Raw genomic sequence first — 16,160 nt, 5'->3', positions numbered from 1 at the left:
GCCGTAGGGGCCTGATCAGGCCACTGGCGCGACGCTAAACGGAACCTCTCGCGCCGCCTGCCGCGGCACCCCCCGCGGGGGCCCGCGCGGGTGGCCGACGCGCCGGCTCACATCAGCGGCACCAGGAACCTCCGCAGCGACTCCTCGTACGCTTCCGGGTCGGCGTTCCACATCGCGGCGTGCGGGGCGCCCCTGACGGTCTGCAGGGTGACCGTGCCGGGGTGGGCGGCGGCGAGGCGGCGGGAGAACCGCCAGGGGGCCACCGTGTCGTCGGGGCCGTGGAAGATCTGCGTCGGAACGTCGATGCCGTCCAGGCGGACCGCGCCGGGCCGGTGGTCGCCGTACAGGCCGGTGCGGCCCTGGGCGGCGCGGACGGCGAGCGGCAGCAGCACGCCGGGGGTGCGGCGGGCGCAGGCGAGGGCGCGCAGGGTGGACTCCCAGTCGAGCACCGGGGAGTCCAGCAACAGCCCGGCGACGCGCTCGCGCAGCTCCGAGCGGGCGGCGGCGCGCAGCGCCATGGTCGCGCCGGTGGAGAAGCCGTAGAGCACCACCTTGCGGGCGCCGGAGTCCACCGCGTGCCGCAGCACGGCGTCGAGATCGCGCCACTCGGTCTCGCCGAGGTGGCTGAGCCCGTCCGGGGAGCGGGGCGCGTCCGGGTCGCCCCGGTAAGCGGGGACGAGCACCGGGAACTGGTTGCGGCGCAGGGCCGGGAGGACGTTGAGAACGTGTTCCCGGGTGGTGCCGAGGCCGTGCACGGCGATCACCCAGGTGTCCCGGACGCCGGGCACGAACCACACGGGCAGCGGCCCGAGTTCGCCCGGCACGTCGAGGACGGTGTGGTCGACGTCGAGCGCGGTGCCCGGGTCGCCGACGTGCACGTTGGGGGTGAAGCGGACCCGGTCGCCGGGCTCCGGCGTGCCGTAGGTGACGCGTTCGAGGCGGCGCACGACGCTGTCGGCGGAGTTCGGGGCGCCGGGCAGCACGGGTCCCACCACCGCGTGGAAGCCGTCGCCGACGAGGCCGTGACGGCCGGGCCGCAGGGCGGCGAGGTCGCGGGTGAGGGTGACCTGGCCGGCGGCGGTGGCGTGGACGGTGAGCACGGGCTCGGTGGGCAGGGGCCGGCCCGAGGGGATCCTCAGGGCGGCATCGCTGGCGAACCGGCCGGCGGCCACCGCGGCGGCGCCGGCCCCTATCACGGCGGTAACGGCTGCGGCCGTCGCTGTCACAGTGCGCACGCCTCCCAGTGTCGGGTCAGGACGCGGACCCGGCCAGTGGGCGCGTCGCCCGGGAGCCCGCCCGGACACGGGCCGGCCTCCGGCCGCGTCCTCGGTTCCGCCGGGCGCGTCATCCGGCTTCCGGACACGTTCCCCGTGGGCCGGGCGCCACACCCGCAGGCCGGGCTCGGCGGCCGCCGGCCGCACGCGTCCCCGGCCGGCGGACGTCCGCCCCCGAAGCCCCCGCACGCGTGCGGCGTCCGGGGGCTTCCCGGCGTCATGCCGACTTGCCGGTCTCGCGCCCGGGCGGCTCGGGGGCCGCCCGTCCGCCGGCCGGGGACTGCCCGTACCCCCTCAGCCGCTCGCCCGCCTCCGCGAGCTGTTCGGGACCGAGCAGGCTGGGGGTCATGCCCGGCACGGAGGAGGCGGTGAGCCACACCCGGCACATCCACTCGAGCTGGGCGGTGCGGTCGTACGCCTGGTCGAGGGTGGCGCCGTGGGTCAGGGTGCCGTGGTTCCGCATCAGGCAGCCGGTGCGGCCGTCGAGGGCACGCAGGGTGTTCTCGGCCAGTTCCGGGGTGCCGTAGGTGGCGTAGCGGGCCACGCGGACGGGGCCGCCGAGGGCGGCGGTCATGTAGTGGATCGCCGGCAGTTCGTCGACGAGGGTGGAGACGGCGGTCGCGTGCACGGCGTGGGTGTGCACGACGGCGCGCGCGTCGGTCGCGCGGTGGACGGCCAGATGCAGGGGCAGCTCGCTGGTGGGGACCAGCGTGCCGAGCACCTGCCGGCCCGTGAGGTCCACCCCGGTGACGTCGGCCGGGGTGAGCCGGTCGTACGGGATCCCCGAGGGCGTGACGAGGACGGTGTCGCCGACCCGTACCGAGACGTTGCCCGAGGTGCCGACGACGAGCCCGTCGGCCACGGTCCGGCGGGCGGTCCCGACGAGCTCCGCCCAGGCGTGCGCCACCTCCTCGGCCCCGCTCCCGGAGCCCTTGCCGCGCGTGTCCGGGGCGTCACGCACAGCGCCTTCCGCTTTCTGTCCGGTCCGGTGCTCTTCGGCCATGAGGGGGATCCTGCCAGGAGCCCGGGGACCCAGGCGGCCTGGGCTGTACGGCGGAGTACCCACCCCCTCTTACGGTCACCACGATGCCCATTCCAGTTCATCTTCCGTTCACCCTGGTTACCTACATTCGACCAGCCAATGACCTCGAACGATTGCCTGGGTAAATGGAAAGCTTCTCGCTGATCCTCGCGATTGTGGTGGTAACCGCACTCGCGTTCGATTTCACGAACGGTTTCCACGACACCGCGAACGCGATGGCAACGACCATTTCGACCGGTGCGATGAGGCCCAAGGCGGCAGTGGCCATGTCCGCCGTCCTCAACCTTGTGGGTGCTTTTCTCTCGGTGGAGGTCGCCAACACGATCTCCAAGGGCCTCGTCGACGAGGCCGGCATCCGTCCCGAGGTCATCTTCGCCGCACTGGTCGGCGCGATCCTCTGGAATCTCCTCACCTGGCTGGTGGGTCTGCCGTCCAGCTCCTCCCACGCCCTCATGGGCGGTCTGATCGGCGCCACGGTCGCCTCCGCCGGCTTCGGCGCGGTGCACGGCGACGTGCTGGTCACCAAGGTCCTGATCCCCGCGATCGCCGCCCCGCTGGTGGCCGGCGTCGCCGCGATGCTCGCGACCCGGCTCACCTACCGCATGGGCCGCAACGCCGACGACAAGGCCTCCGCGAAGGGCTACCGCGCCGGCCAGATCGCCTCCGCCGGCCTGGTCTCCCTGGCCCACGGCACCAACGACGCCCAGAAGACGATGGGCATCATCACCCTCGCCCTGGTGGCCGGCGGCACCCTCGCCCCCGACTCCGACCCGCCCATGTGGGTCATCCTCTCGGCGGGCATCGCCATCGCCCTCGGCACCTACCTCGGCGGCTGGCGGATCATCCGCACCATGGGCAAGGGCCTGACCGACCTCCAGCCGCAGCAGGGCTTCGCCGCCCAGACCAGCGCCGCGACGGTCATCCTGGCCTCCTCGCACCTCGGCTTCTCCCTGTCCACGACGCACTCCGTCTCCGGCGCCGTCATGGGCGCCGGCCTGGGCCGCAAGGGCGGCGTGGTCCGCTGGTCCACGGCCACCCGGATGTTCGTCGCCTGGGGCCTGACCCTGCCGGCCGCCGCCCTGGTCGCGGCGCTCGCCGAGTGGGTCTGCGGCTTCGGCGACTGGGGCACCGCCGTGGTGGCCGTCTTCCTGGTCGCCTCCAGCGCGGCCATCTGGAAGATCTCCCGGCGCGAGATCGTCGACCACACCAACGTCAACGACCACGACGGCACCGGTGAGGAGCCGTCCGGCGTGGTGACCCAGGCGATGGCCGCCGTGACCCCGCCCCCGGCCGGCACCGTGGCCGAGGACCTCACGGCCTCCATCCCGGCGCCGACGGCCGGCGACCCGGCGGGCCCGCCGGCCAAGACGTCCGTCTGACCACGACCCGGCACGAAGGAAGAAGAGCACCATGAAGATCGACTGGGCGGCCCTCGGTTCCGTCTTCGGCGTCAGCCTCGTGGTCACCGTGGCCCTGGTGGCCCTGTTCACCCTCGGCATCTCCGGCATGTCCCGCCGCGAGCGGGCCGCCGCGGAGGGCCGGTCCACGGCTCTCGCGGTCACCGGCGCCTACGCCTGCTTCGCCGCGTGCGCGGCGGCGGTGGGCTACGGCATCCACCTGATCATGGCCTGACGGCAGGCCGCACGCGTGGGCGGGCGGGACGGGAGCGGCCGCTCCCGTCCCGCCCGCCGCCGTGTCCGCGCCCCCGCGGGCCGGTCACGCCGGTCACGCCGTTCACCCACGTGAGTCCCTCTGTGGGCCTCGGCACACTTCAGCCCCGCAGGTCAACGGCAAGTTGACGGCCCTTCCGGGAGCATGGTGGACTGCCTCCGCCAACACGGCGGCAGGAGAGGAAGCCGGTGCGAATCCGGCGCGGTCCCGCCACTGTCACCGGGGTGACCACCCCGGGAGCCAGGAACTCTCACCGCCGGTCTCGTCGAACCAGGGCGTGGACACCCTGAGTGAGGACATATCGCCATGCGCGGCTGCCTGTCGAGGTCGATCAGCGACACCCCACCCGCCTCCGGGGCCGTTCCCTCCGGTTCCGTCACCGGCTGACCCCATGGGTGCCGATCGCGTGTTCGCGTACGGCGCCGCCGCCGGCCTCCTCGGCGACCTGCTGTTCGGCGATCCCCGCCGTGGACACCCGGTCGCCGCTTTCGGGCGGGCCGCGGCTGCCGTGGAGCGGGTGCTGTGGCAGGACGACCGGGGCCGCGGGGCCGTGCACACCGCCGTGTGCGTCGGCGGCGCCGTCGCGCTCGGCGGCCTGGCCGCCCGCGCCGTACGCCGTTCCCCCACCGCTTCCGTCGCCCTGACCGGCGTCGCCACCTGGGCCGTCGTCGGCGGCACCTCGCTGGCCCGGGAGGCGCGTGCCGTCGGGCGGGCCCTGGAGTCCGGTGACGTCGAGGCCGCCCGGGAGCGGCTGCCGCACCTGTGCGGCCGGGACCCGCAGGCGCTGGACGCCGACGGGATCGCCCGCGCCGTGGTGGAGTCCGTGGCCGAGAACACCTCCGACGCCGTGGTGGGCGCCCTGGTGTGGGGCGCGGTCGCCGGGGTCCCGGGCCTGGTGGGCTTCCGGGCCGTCAACACCCTGGACGCGATGGTGGGGCACAAGTCGCCCCGTCACCGCCGCTACGGCTGGGCCTCCGCCCGCCTCGACGACGTCGCCGGCTGGCCGGGGGCGCGCCTGACGGCCGTGCTCGCCGCACTGAGCGGGCCGGACCCGCGCGGGGCGGTACGGGCCTGGCGTGCGGACGCGGCGCGGCACCCCAGCCCCAACGCCGGTCCCGTGGAGGCGTCCTTCGCGGGCGCGCTCGGCGTACGGCTCGGCGGAACCCTGTCCTACGGCGGCCGGGTCGAGCACCGGCCCGTCCTCAACAGCGGCGGGCGCCCCGTCGCCGTGGCCGACATCGAGCGGGCGGTACGCCTGTCGCGGCGGGTCGGCTGGCTCGCGCTCGCGGCCGGGGCGGCCGCGCGGCGCGTACTGAAGGGACGTGCGACGTGAGCGGTGGCGGACTGCTGGTCGCCGGGACGACCTCGGACGCCGGCAAGAGCGTGGTCACCGCCGGGATCTGCCGGTGGCTGGTGCGCCGGGGCGTGAAGGTCGCGCCGTTCAAGGCGCAGAACATGTCGCTGAACTCGTTCGTCACGCGCGAGGGCGCCGAGATCGGGCGGGCCCAGGCCATGCAGGCCCAGGCGTGCCGGGTGGAGCCGACGGCGCTGATGAACCCGGTGCTGCTGAAGCCGGGCGGCGAGCGGTCCAGCCAGGTGGTGCTGATGGGCCGCCCGGTCGGCGAGATGAGCGCACGCGGTTACCACGGCGGCCGTCAGGAGAGCCTCCTCGGCACGGTCCTGGACTGCCTGGACCGGCTGCGGAGCGAGTACGACGCGGTGATCTGCGAGGGCGCCGGAAGCCCCGCGGAGATCAACCTGCGCCGCACCGACATCGTCAACATGGGCCTCGCCCGCAACGCCGGTCTGCCGGTCCTCGTCGTCGGGGACATCGACCGGGGCGGCGTCTTCGCCTCCTTCTTCGGCACGGTCGCCCTGCTCTCCCCCGAGGACCAGGAGCTGGTCGCCGGGTTCCTGGTGAACAAGTTCCGCGGGGACGTCTCGCTGCTGGAGCCGGGCCTTCGGATGCTGCACGGCCTGACCGGGCGGCGCACCTATGGCGTGCTGCCGTTCCGGCACGGGCTCGGCATCGACGAGGAGGACGGCCTCAGGGTGTCGCTCAGGGGCGCGGTGCGGGAGTCCGCGGTGACCGCGCCGGTCGGCGAGGAGGTGCTGCGGGTCGCGGTGTGCGCGGTGCCGCTGATGTCCAACTTCACCGACGTGGACGCGCTCGCCGCCGAACCGGGCGTCGTGGTGCGGTTCGTGGACCGGCCGGACGAACTCGCCGACGCGGACCTCGTGGTCGTGCCGGGCACCCGCGGGACCGTGCGGGCGCTGCGCTGGCTGCGCGAGCGCGGGCTGGCGGACGCCCTGGTGCGGCGGGCCGCCGAGGGCCGGCCGCTGCTGGGCGTCTGCGGCGGCTTCCAGCTCCTCGGCGAGCGCATCGAGGACGACGTGGAGAGCCGCGCCGGCCGCGTGGACGGGCTCGGCGTGCTGCCCGTACGGGTGCGGTTCGCCCGCGAGAAGACCCTGGCCCGCCCGGTCGGCGAGGCCCTCGGCGAGCGCGTCGAGGGGTACGAGATCCATCACGGGGTCGCCGACGTACGGGGCGGCGAAGCCTTCCTGGACGGCTGCCGGGTGGGCGGCACGTGGGGCACGCACTGGCACGGCGCGCTGGAGTCGGACGGGTTCCGGCGGGCGTTCCTGCGCGCGGTGGCCGACCGCGCGGGACGCCGTTTCGTGCCGGCCCCCGACACCTCCTTCGCCGCGCTGCGCGAGGAGCAGCTCGACCGGCTCGGCGACCTGATCGAACAGCACGCGGACACGGACGCGCTGTGGCGGCTCATCGAGTCCGGCGCGCCACGAGGACTGCCCTTCATCCCACCAGGAGCGCCCGCATGAGCACTGTGTTGTTGTTGTCGACCGCCGACACGGACCTGCTGGCGGCCCGGGCCTCCGGCGCCGGCTACCGCATCGGCAACCCCACCCGCGTGGACGTCGCGGAGGAGCTGCCCGCGCTGCTCGACGGCGCCGACCTCGCCGTGGTGCGGCTGCTGGGCGGCAAGCGCGCCTGGGAGGACGGGCTGGCCGCGCTCCGGGCGTCCGGGATCCCCACGGTGCTGCTCGGCGGGGAGACCGTGCCGGACGCGGAGCTGATGGCCGAGTCGAGCGTCCCGGCGGGCGTGGTGGCCGAGGCGCTGCGGTACCTCGTGGAGGGCGGCCCGGAGAATCTGGCCGAACTGGCGCGCTTCCTGTCGGACACGGTGCTGCTGACCGGCGAGGGCTTCGAGCAGCCGCGCAGGATGCCGGAGTTCGGGGTGCACGGCGAGCGTCCCGTCGTGCCGGGCCGTCCGACGGTCGGCGTGCTCTTCTACCGCGCCCACGAACTCAGCGGCAACACCGCGTTCGTGGACACCCTGTGCGACGCGATCGAGGCGCGCGGCGCCAACGCGCTGCCCGTGTACTGCGGTTCGCTGCGCGGCGCCGACGCGGAGCTGTACGAGCTGCTGGGGCGGGCGGACGCGCTGGTCGCCACCGTGCTCGCGGCCGGCGGCAGCCACGCCTCGCAGGCGTCGGCGGGCGGCGAGGAGGAGGCCTGGGACGTCGGCGCGCTCGCCGATCTGAACGTCCCGGTGCTGCAGGGGCTGTGTCTGACGTCCTCGCGGGCGGCCTGGGAGGAGTCCGACGCCGCCCTCTCCCCCATGGACGCGGCCATGCAGGTCGCCATCCCCGAGTTCGACGGCCGGCTGATCACGGTCCCGTTCTCCTTCAAGGAGCAGGGCCCGGACGAGGTGCCGGTGTACGTCGCCGACCCCGAGCGGGCGGCGCGGGTCGCCGGGATCGCCGTGCGGCACGCGGCCCTCCGGCACAAGCCGAACGCGCGGAAGAAGGTGGCGCTGGTCTTCACCGCGTACCCGACGAAGCACTCGCGCGTCGGCAACGCGGTGGGACTGGACACGCCCGCGTCGGCGGTGCGCGTGCTGGACGCGCTGCGGGACGCCGGGTACGCGGTCGAGGGGCACCCGGCCGAGGGCGACGAGTTGATCCACCGGCTGATCGAGGCGGGCGGGCACGACGTCGAGTGGCTGACGGAGGACCAGCTGGCCGCCGCGCCCGCGCGGGTGCCGCTGGCCGACTACCGGGCGTGGTTCGAGACGCTCGACCCGGAGCTGCGGGAGGCGATGACCGAGGCGTGGGGCGAGCCGCCGGGCTCGCTGTACGTCGACGGGGACGACATCGTGCTGGCGTCCCTGCGGTTCGGGAACGTCGTGGTGATGATCCAGCCGCCGCGCGGCTTCGGGGAGAACCCGATCGCGATCTACCACGACCCGGACATGCCGCCGTCCCACCACTACCTGGCCGCCTACCGCTGGCTGGAGAACGGCTTCGGCGCCGACGCGATCGTCCACATGGGCAAGCACGGCACGATGGAGTGGCTGCCCGGCAAGGGCCTCGGGCTGAGCGCCGGGTGCGCGCCGGACGCGGTGCTGGGCGACCTGCCGCTGGTCTACCCGTTCATCGTCAACGACCCCGGCGAGGGCACCCAGGCCAAGCGGCGCGGGCACGCCACGGTCGTCGACCACCTGGTGCCGCCGATGGCCCGCGCCGACACGTACGGCGACCTGGCGAAGCTGGAGCAGCTGCTCGACGAGTACGCGCTGGTCAGCGATCTGGACCCGGCCAAGGCGCCGGCCGTGCGGGCGCAGATCTGGACGCTGGTGAAGGCCGCCGAGCTGCACCACGACCTGCACGTGGACGACCAGCCGGACGACGACGCGTTCGACGAGTTCGTCATGCACATCGACGGCTACCTGTGCGAGATCAAGGACGTGCAGATCCGCGACGGCCTGCACGTCCTCGGCGGCGGCCCGGTCGGCGAACCGCGGGTGAACCTGGTGCTGGCGGTGCTGCGCGCCTCGCAGGTGTGGGGCGGGCGCGCGAACGCCCTGCCGGGGCTGCGGGCCTGCCTGGCCGAGCACTTCGGGCTGGTGGAGAAGGAGCTGCTGGCCGAGCCCGGCGCGCCGGTGAAGGCGCCGGCGGAGCTGACCGACCTGGTCGAGGGTCCGTCCCGTACGGCCTCCGACGCGATCGACCTGCTGGAACAGCTGTGCCGGCGGCTCGCGGAGGGCATGGAGGAGCGGGCCTGGGCGGCCGACGCGGTGTCCGGTCTGGTGCGGGACGTGCTGGGCGCCGAACTCCCGGATGCGGTGGCCGTGTTGCGGTTCGCGTGCGAGGAGGTCGTGCCCCGGCTGGAACGGACGACGGACGAGATCGGTCACATCCTGCGCGCGCTGGACGGCGGATACGTACCGGCGGGCCCGTCGGGCTCGCCGACGCGCGGCCTGGTCAACGTGCTGCCGACGGGCCGGAACTTCTACTCCGTCGATCCGAAGGCGATCCCCTCGCGGCTGAGTTGGGAGGTCGGGCAGTCGCTCGCGGACTCGCTGGTCCGGCGGTACCTGGAGGACACGGGCGCGTACCCGCAGTCCGTCGGCCTGACGGTGTGGGGCACGTCCGCGATGCGCACGCAGGGCGACGACATCGCCGAGATCCTGGCGCTGCTGGGCTGCCGTCCGGTGTGGGACGACGCGTCGCGGCGCGTGACCGGCTTCGAGATCGTGCCCCTGGAGGAGCTGGGCCGGCCCCGTATCGACGTCACGGTCCGCATCTCCGGCTTCTTCCGGGACGCGTTCCCGCACGTGGTGGGGCTGATCGACGACGCGGTACGGGCGGTGGCCGAGCTGGACGAGCCGGCCGACTCCAACTACGTGCGGGCGCACGTCGAGGAGGACACGGCCGAGCACGGTGACCGGCGTCGGGCCACCGCGCGCATCTTCGGCTCCAAGCCGGGGGCGTACGGGGCGGGACTGCTGCCGCTGATCGACGCCCGGAACTGGCGCTCCGACGCCGACCTCGCCGAGGTGTACGCGGTGTGGGGCGGCTACGCCTACGGGCGCGGGCTCGACGGGCGGGCGGCGCGCGGGGACATGGAGACGGCGTTCCGGCGGATCGCGGTCGCGGCGAAGAACGTCGACACGCGCGAGCACGATCTCGTCGACGCGGACGACTACTTCCAGTACCACGGCGGCATGGTCGCCATGGTCCGGCACCTGACGGGCGCGAGCCCCGAGGCGTACGTCGGCGACTCGGCGACCCCGGACCAGGTGAAGACGCGCACGCTGGGCGAGGAGACGCACCGGGTGTTCCGGGCGCGGGTGGTCAACCCGCGCTGGATGGCCGCGATGCGCCGGCACGGCTACAAGGGCGCCTTCGAGATGGCGGCCACCGTGGACTACCTGTTCGGGTACGACGCCACGGCCGGGGTCGTGGACGACTGGATGTACGAGAAGCTCAGCGCGGAGTACGTGTTCTCGCCGGAGAACCGGGACTTCATGAAGAAGTCCAACCCCTGGGCGCTGCGCGGCATCGCGGAACGGCTCCTTGAGGCGGCGGACCGCGGGCTGTGGGCGGAGCCGGACGCCGGCACGCTGGAGCGGCTGCGCGCCACCTACCTGGAACTCGAGGGCGACCTCGAAGGCGACTCGGAGGGCGACGACCAGTGACCACCCCCTTTCCTTTCACGGCCGTCGTCGGCCAGGACGACCTGCGGCTCGCGCTGCTGCTGAACGCGGTGTCGCCGTCGGTCGGCGGTGTGCTGGTGCGCGGCGAGAAGGGCACCGCCAAGTCGACGGCGGTACGGGCCTTGACCTCGCTGCTGCCGGAGGTCGCCGTGGTGCCGGGATGCCGGTTCTCCTGCGACCCCGCGTCGCCCGACCCGGGGTGCCCGGACGGGCCGCACGAGGGCGGGGGCGGCGGCACCGCGCGTCCCGCGCGGATGGTGGAGCTGCCCGTCGGCGCCTCCGAGGACCGGCTGGTCGGTGCGCTGGACATCGAGCGGGCGCTCTCGGAGGGCGTGAAGGCGTTCGAGCCGGGGCTGCTCGCCGCCGCCCACCGGGGCATCCTGTACGTCGACGAGGTCAATCTCCTGCATGACCACCTGGTCGACCTGCTGCTGGACGCGGCGGCGATGGGCGCCTCGTACGTGGAGCGCGAGGGCGTCTCCGTTCGGCACGCGGCGCGGTTCCTGCTCGTCGGGACGATGAACCCGGAGGAGGGCGAGCTGCGGCCGCAGTTGCTGGACCGGTTCGGGCTGACCGTCGAGGTCGCCGCGTCCCGGGAGCCGGACCAGCGGGTCGAGGTGGTCCGGCGGCGGCTGGCGTACGAGGACGATCCGGCCGCCTTCGCCGCGCGGTGGGCCGACGAGGAGGCCGCCGTACGGCAGCGGATCGTCGCGGCGCGGGAGGTGCTGCCGTCGGTGCGGCTGGGGGATGCCGCGCTGCGGCAGATCGCGGCGACCTGCGCGGCCTTCGAGGTGGACGGCATGCGGGCCGACATCGTGATGGCGCGCACGGCGACCGCGCTGGCCGCCTGGGCCGGGCGGACGGAGGTGCTCGCCGAGGACGTGCGGCAGGCGGCGCTGCTGGCTCTCCCCCATCGGCGGCGGCGCAACCCGTTCGACGCGCCGGGGCTGGACGAGGACAAGCTGGACGAGACGCTGGAGGAGTTCGGGGGTGACGACGACCCCGGCCCCGGCCCCGATGACGACGGTCCTGAGGGCGGGCCCGGCGGGGGCGGCGGGGAGCCGGCTCCGGACAGCGGGCCGCAGGGCGGGGACGCGGCGTCCCGGCCCGAGGGCGGTGAGGGCGAGCCCGCGCCCGGCGGGGCCGGGGAGCAGTCGCCCGTGCGGGCCTCCGAGCCCTTCCGCACGAAGGCGCTGAGCGTTCCCGGGGTCGGGGCGGGGGCCGCCGGGCGGCGGTCGCGGGCCCGTACCGAGCACGGGCGCACGACGGGTGCGCGCCGGCCCGAGGGGACGCTGACCGCGCTGCACCTCGCGGCGACCGTGCGGGCCGCCGCGCCGCACCAGCGGGCCCGGGGACGCTCCGGGCGCGGTCTCGTCGTGCGCCGCGACGATCTGCGGCAGGCGACCCGGGAGGGCCGCGAGGGCAATCTCGTGCTGTTCGTCGTGGACGCCTCCGGGTCCATGGCCGCGCGGCAGCGGATGGGCGCCGTGAAGGGCGCCGTGCTGTCGCTGCTGCTCGACGCCTACCAGCGGCGGGACAAGGTGGGCCTGGTGACCTTCCGGGGGGCGTCGGCCGACGTCGCGCTGCCTCCGACCTCGTCGGTGGACGCGGCGGCGGCCCGGCTGGAGTCGCTGCCGACCGGCGGACGCACCCCGCTGGCGGCCGGGCTGCTCAGGGCGCACGACGTGTTGCGGGTGGAGCGGCTGCGGGACCCCGCGCGGCGGGCCCTGGTCGTGGTGGTGACCGACGGGCGGGCGACCGGCGGGCCGGAGCCGGTGGCGCTGGCGTCGCGTGCGGCGCGGCTGTTCGCGGCGGAGGGCATCGCCTCGGTGGTCGTGGACTGCGAGTCGGGGCCGGTGCGACTGGGGCTGGCCGGGCGGCTCGCCGGTGAGCTGGGCGGGACCGCGGTGACGCTGGACGAGCTGCGGGCGGACAGCATCGCCGGACTGGTGAAGGACGTGCAGGGGAGGGCCGCGTAATGCCGAAGGGGCAGCCGAGTGTCGTGCCCGACGACGGTCTGACGACGCGGCAGCGGAGGAACCGGCCGCTGGTCGTCGTCCACACGGGCGTGGGCAAGGGCAAGTCGACCGCCGCGTTCGGGCTGGCGTTGCGCGCCTGGAACCAGGGGTGGCCGATCGGGGTGTTCCAGTTCGTCAAGTCGGCGAAGTGGAAGGTCGGCGAGGAGCGGGCGCTGCGGGTGCTCGGGGACTCCGGTGAGGGCGGGTCCGTCGCCTGGCACAAGATGGGCGAGGGCTGGTCCTGGGTGCAGCGCGAGCTGCAGGGGGACAACGTCAGCAACGAGGAGAAGGCCCGCGAGGGCTGGGAGCAGGTCAAGCGGGACCTGGCCGCCGAGACGTACCGGCTGTACGTGCTGGACGAGTTCGCCTACCCGATGCACTGGGGGTGGGTGGACACGGCCGAGGTGGTGTCCGTGCTGCGGGAGCGGCCGGGGACGCAGCACGTGGTGATCACGGGGCGCAACGCGCCGGCGGAACTGGTGGACTGCGCCGATCTGGTGACCGACATGTCCAAGGTGAAGCACCCGATGGACGTCGGGCAGAAGGGGCAGAGGGGGATCGAGTGGTGACGGGGTCCGTCGCCTCCGTCCTCACCGTCCCCCGGCTGGTCATCGCCGCGCCGTCCTCGGGGAGCGGGAAGACCACCGTCGCCACGGGGCTGATGGCCGCGTTGTCGGCGCGCGGGATGACCGTGTCGCCGCACAAGGTGGGGCCCGACTACATCGATCCCGGGTACCACGCGCTCGCCACGGGGCGGGTGGGGCGGAACCTCGACGCGTACCTGTGCGGCACCGAGCTGGTGGCCCCGTTGTTCGCGCACGGGGCGCGGGGGTGTGACATCGCCGTCGTCGAGGGCGTGATGGGGCTGTTCGACGGGGCGGCCGGTGAGGGGGAACTGGCGTCCACCGCGCAGGTCGCGAAGGTGTTGCGGGCGCCGGTGGTGCTGGTCGTCGACGCGTCGGCGCAGGCGCGGTCGGTGGCGGCCCTGGTGCAGGGGTTCGTGAGCTTCGATCCGGAGGTGCGGGTCGGGGGCGTGATCCTCAACAAGGTGGGGTCGGAGCGGCATGAGGCGTTGCTGCGGGAGGCGTTGGAGGCCGTCGGGGTTCCTGTGATGGGGGTGTTGCGGCGGGGCGCGGGGGTGGAGACCCCGTCTCGGCATCTGGGGCTCGTGCCTGTGGCTGAGCGGGGCGACTCGGCTGTCGGCGCCGTCCAGGCGATGGGGGCGTTGGTTGCCGACGGGTGTGATCTCGAAGGGCTTGTCGCCCTCGCGTACAGTGCGGGGTCACTGGCGGGTGCGGCTTGGGACGCGGGTGACGCCCTCTTTTCTTCGCCCCCGCCGCCCCTTCCCGTCCCGGCCCCGGGGGCTTCGCCCCCGGACCCCCTCGTCGGCCCTGGCGGACCTCGTCCTCGAACGCCGGACGGACCGGGAGCGGCGGCCACGTCGTCCGAGAAGCCGAGGGACCCGGTCATCGCCCTCGCCGGCGGGGCCGCGTTCACCTTTTCCTATGCCGAGCACGCCGAGTTGTTGACCGCCGCCGGGGCGGAGGTCGTCACCTTTGATCCTCTGCGGGACGAGGAGTTGCCCGACGGGACCGCCGGGGTCGTCATCGGTGGGGGTTTCCCCGAGGTGTACGCCTCCGAGCTGTCCGCCAACGAAGCCCTGCGCGAGCGGATTGCCGGGCTCGCCGCGGGTGGCGCCCCCGTCGCCGCCGAGTGTGCCGGGCTGTTGTACCTCTGCCGGGAGCTGGACGGGATGCCCATGTGCGGCGTGCTCGACGCCTCCGCGCGGATGTCGGAGCGGTTGACGCTCGGGTACCGGGACGCCGTGGCCGTCTCCGACAGCGTGCTGGCCGCGGCCGGGACGCGGATGCGGGGGCACGAGTTCCACCGGACGGTCGTCGAGCCGGGGGCCGGGGGCTCCCCCGCGTGGGGGCTGCGCACGCCTGAGCGGCGGGTCGAAGGGTTCGTCGGGAAGAGCGTGCACGCCAGTTATCTGCACACCCACTGGGCGTCGGCGCCCGGTGTCGCCCTTCGGTTCGTGGAGAGGTGCCGGACGTCATGAGCAGCAGGCTGATCGGGGTGGGCGTCGGGCCCGGCGACCCGGAGCTGGTGACCGTCAAGGGGGTCAACGCGCTGCGGGCCGCCGAGGTCGTCGTCGTCCCCGTGATGGACACGGGTGAGCGGGGGCGGGCCGAGGCGACCGTGCTGCACTACGTACCCGCCGAGAAGGTCGTCCGGGTGGTGTTCGCGCTGAACGAGCGGACCGACCGGGCACGCCGCGAGGCCGCCTGGGACGCGGCCGGCGAGCGGGTCGCCGGACTGTTGCGGGAGCGGGGGCGCGTGGCGTTCGCGACCATCGGCGATCCCAACGTCTATTCGACCTTCACTTATCTCGCGCAGACCGTCGCCGGGCTGGTGCCGGGGGTGGTCGTGGAGACCGTGCCGGGGATCACCGCCATGCAGGATCTCGCGGCGCGGTCGGGAGCCGTGCTGACGGAGGGGACCGAGCCGCTCACCCTGGTGCCGGTGACCGCCGGGGCGTCCGTGCTGAAGGAGGCTCTGGCCGGGCCCGGCACGGTCGTCGCGTACAAGTTCGGGCGGCAGGCCGGTGAGGTCGCCGACGCGCTGCGGGAGACCGGGCGGCTCGACGACGCGGTGTGGGGGTCCGCGCTCGGGCTGCCGGAGGAGTCCGTACGGTCCGCGGCGGAGTTGGACGGGACGCCGTTGCCGTATCTGTCGACGCTCATCGCGCCGCCCCGGCGTGGGGGCGGGCGGGGCGGGAAGCTGTGAGGCGGACCGGCGGGCGGTCAGTGGGCGGCGCCCACGACCAGCCAGATGAACAGCACCCCGGCGACCGTGCACACCAGCGTGGAGCGGGCCGGGTGGGCGTGGTGCGCCTCGGGCAGGATCTCGGCCGCCGCGAGGTAGAGCAGCGCGCCGCCGAACAGGCCGAGGTAGCCGCCGAGCAGCGGCTCCGGGATCGTGAAGAAGAGGGTGGAGGCGGCGCCCGCGACCGGCGCCACGGCGTCCGCCCCCAGCATCGCGAGGGCGCGGCGGCGGGCGTTGCCGTAGGCGTGGGTGAGTGTGTACGTGTTGAAGCCGTCCGCGAAGTCGTGGGCGATCACGGCGACCGCGACGGCGGCGCCCATGCCGCCGCCGACCTGGAAGGCGGCGCCGATCGCCACGCCGTCCATCGCGCTGTGCCCGACCATCGCCGCCGCCGCGGTGAGGCCCACCTCGGGGGTGCGGCCGTGGTTCTCGGCCGCCCCGTGCGCGGCCATGGGGGTCCCCCCGGCTCGAGCGGAGTCGAGATGCCGGGGGAGGTGGGCGAGGAGCCGTTCCACCAGATGGGCCAGCAGGAAGCCGGCGACGAAGAGGAGCAGCGCCGCCGGTACCCCGTACACCTCGGTGCCGGCGGCCTCCAGGGACTCCGGGAGGAGTTCCAGGCCGACCACGCCGAGCATCAGTCCGCCGGCCAGGCCCAGCACCAGGTGGCGGCGGTCGGTCACACGGTGTGCCGACCAGCCGCCGGCCAGCGTCATCAGGAACGCGCCCAGCGCGACGAGGACCGCCATGTGCCCTTCGTATCCGATCGGCGGCCGCTCGCGCACGCGTGACAGCCGCTCGCCGCACC

Annotated in this window: 12 protein-coding genes and 1 riboswitch; of the genes, 9 read left to right on the top strand and 3 right to left on the bottom strand. The window is 74.6% G+C overall.

Annotated elements, in window-relative coordinates; genetic code table 11:
* Positions 1-107: 107 nt before the first annotated feature.
* Entirely contained in the window at positions 108-1,235 is a 1,128-nt protein-coding gene (locus tag C1708_RS25315; protein ID WP_106416478.1) for an alpha/beta hydrolase, read from the bottom strand.
* A 256-nt stretch (positions 1,236-1,491) separates the two neighbouring features.
* Complete coding sequence (locus C1708_RS25310; protein ID WP_106414843.1) at positions 1,492-2,277, bottom strand: class II aldolase/adducin family protein; 786 nt, start codon at positions 2,275-2,277, stop codon at positions 1,492-1,494.
* Between the two features lie 164 nt (positions 2,278-2,441).
* On the opposite strand from C1708_RS25310, the gene C1708_RS25305 reads away from it, so the two are divergent.
* From C1708_RS25305 to cobI, 9 genes are all read left to right on the top strand, one after another.
* Positions 2,442-3,695 (top strand): inorganic phosphate transporter, encoded by a 1,254-nt coding sequence (locus C1708_RS25305; RefSeq protein WP_106414842.1) that lies wholly within the window; start codon positions 2,442-2,444, stop codon positions 3,693-3,695.
* 31 nt (positions 3,696-3,726) lie between these two features.
* Entirely contained in the window at positions 3,727-3,948 is a 222-nt protein-coding gene (locus tag C1708_RS25300; RefSeq protein ID WP_106414841.1) for a hypothetical protein, read from the top strand.
* A gap of 170 nt (positions 3,949-4,118) precedes the next feature.
* A riboswitch (cobalamin riboswitch) is annotated at positions 4,119-4,259 on the top strand.
* A gap of 119 nt (positions 4,260-4,378) precedes the next feature.
* A complete protein-coding gene (locus C1708_RS25295; protein ID WP_106414840.1) occupies positions 4,379-5,320 on the top strand; it encodes a cobalamin biosynthesis protein in 942 nt (313 codons plus the stop codon).
* Positions 5,317-6,828, top strand: coding sequence for a cobyric acid synthase (locus C1708_RS25290; protein WP_106414839.1), 1,512 nt, complete (start codon positions 5,317-5,319; stop codon positions 6,826-6,828). The genes C1708_RS25295 and C1708_RS25290 overlap by 4 nt, the downstream gene beginning before the upstream one ends.
* On the top strand, positions 6,825-10,490 hold the full coding sequence (gene cobN, locus C1708_RS25285; RefSeq protein WP_106414838.1) for a cobaltochelatase subunit CobN: 3,666 nt from the start codon (positions 6,825-6,827) through the stop codon (positions 10,488-10,490). Before C1708_RS25290 ends, cobN begins: the two co-directional genes overlap by 4 nt.
* Positions 10,487-12,487 carry a putative cobaltochelatase gene (locus C1708_RS25280; protein ID WP_106414837.1) on the top strand — a complete coding sequence of 667 codons (2,001 nt, stop codon included), beginning with the start codon at positions 10,487-10,489 and terminating at the stop codon, positions 12,485-12,487. Before cobN ends, C1708_RS25280 begins: the two co-directional genes overlap by 4 nt.
* The gene (cobO, locus tag C1708_RS25275; protein ID WP_106414836.1) at positions 12,487-13,095 is read left to right on the top strand and encodes a cob(I)yrinic acid a,c-diamide adenosyltransferase; all 609 of its coding nucleotides are present in this window, start codon (positions 12,487-12,489) and stop codon (positions 13,093-13,095) included. Before C1708_RS25280 ends, cobO begins: the two co-directional genes overlap by 1 nt.
* Positions 13,089-14,588 carry a cobyrinic acid a,c-diamide synthase CobB gene (locus C1708_RS25270; RefSeq protein ID WP_106414835.1) on the top strand — a complete coding sequence of 500 codons (1,500 nt, stop codon included), beginning with the start codon at positions 13,089-13,091 and terminating at the stop codon, positions 14,586-14,588. The genes cobO and C1708_RS25270 overlap by 7 nt, the downstream gene beginning before the upstream one ends.
* Positions 14,585-15,316, top strand: coding sequence for a precorrin-2 C(20)-methyltransferase (gene cobI / locus C1708_RS25265; protein WP_106416477.1), 732 nt, complete (start codon positions 14,585-14,587; stop codon positions 15,314-15,316). The genes C1708_RS25270 and cobI overlap by 4 nt, the downstream gene beginning before the upstream one ends.
* Positions 15,317-15,333: 17 nt before the next feature.
* Here cobI and C1708_RS25260 read toward each other — a convergent pair whose 3' ends face one another.
* Entirely contained in the window at positions 15,334-16,101 is a 768-nt protein-coding gene (locus tag C1708_RS25260) for a ZIP family metal transporter (protein ID WP_106414834.1), read from the bottom strand.
* Between the last annotated feature and the right edge of the window lie 59 nt (positions 16,102-16,160).

Source organism: Streptomyces sp. DH-12, assembly GCF_002899455.1.
Lineage (GTDB): Bacteria > Actinomycetota > Actinomycetes > Streptomycetales > Streptomycetaceae > Streptomyces.
Note: the sequence above shows the minus strand (reverse complement) of the source record. Positions and strands in the feature narration are given on the sequence as shown.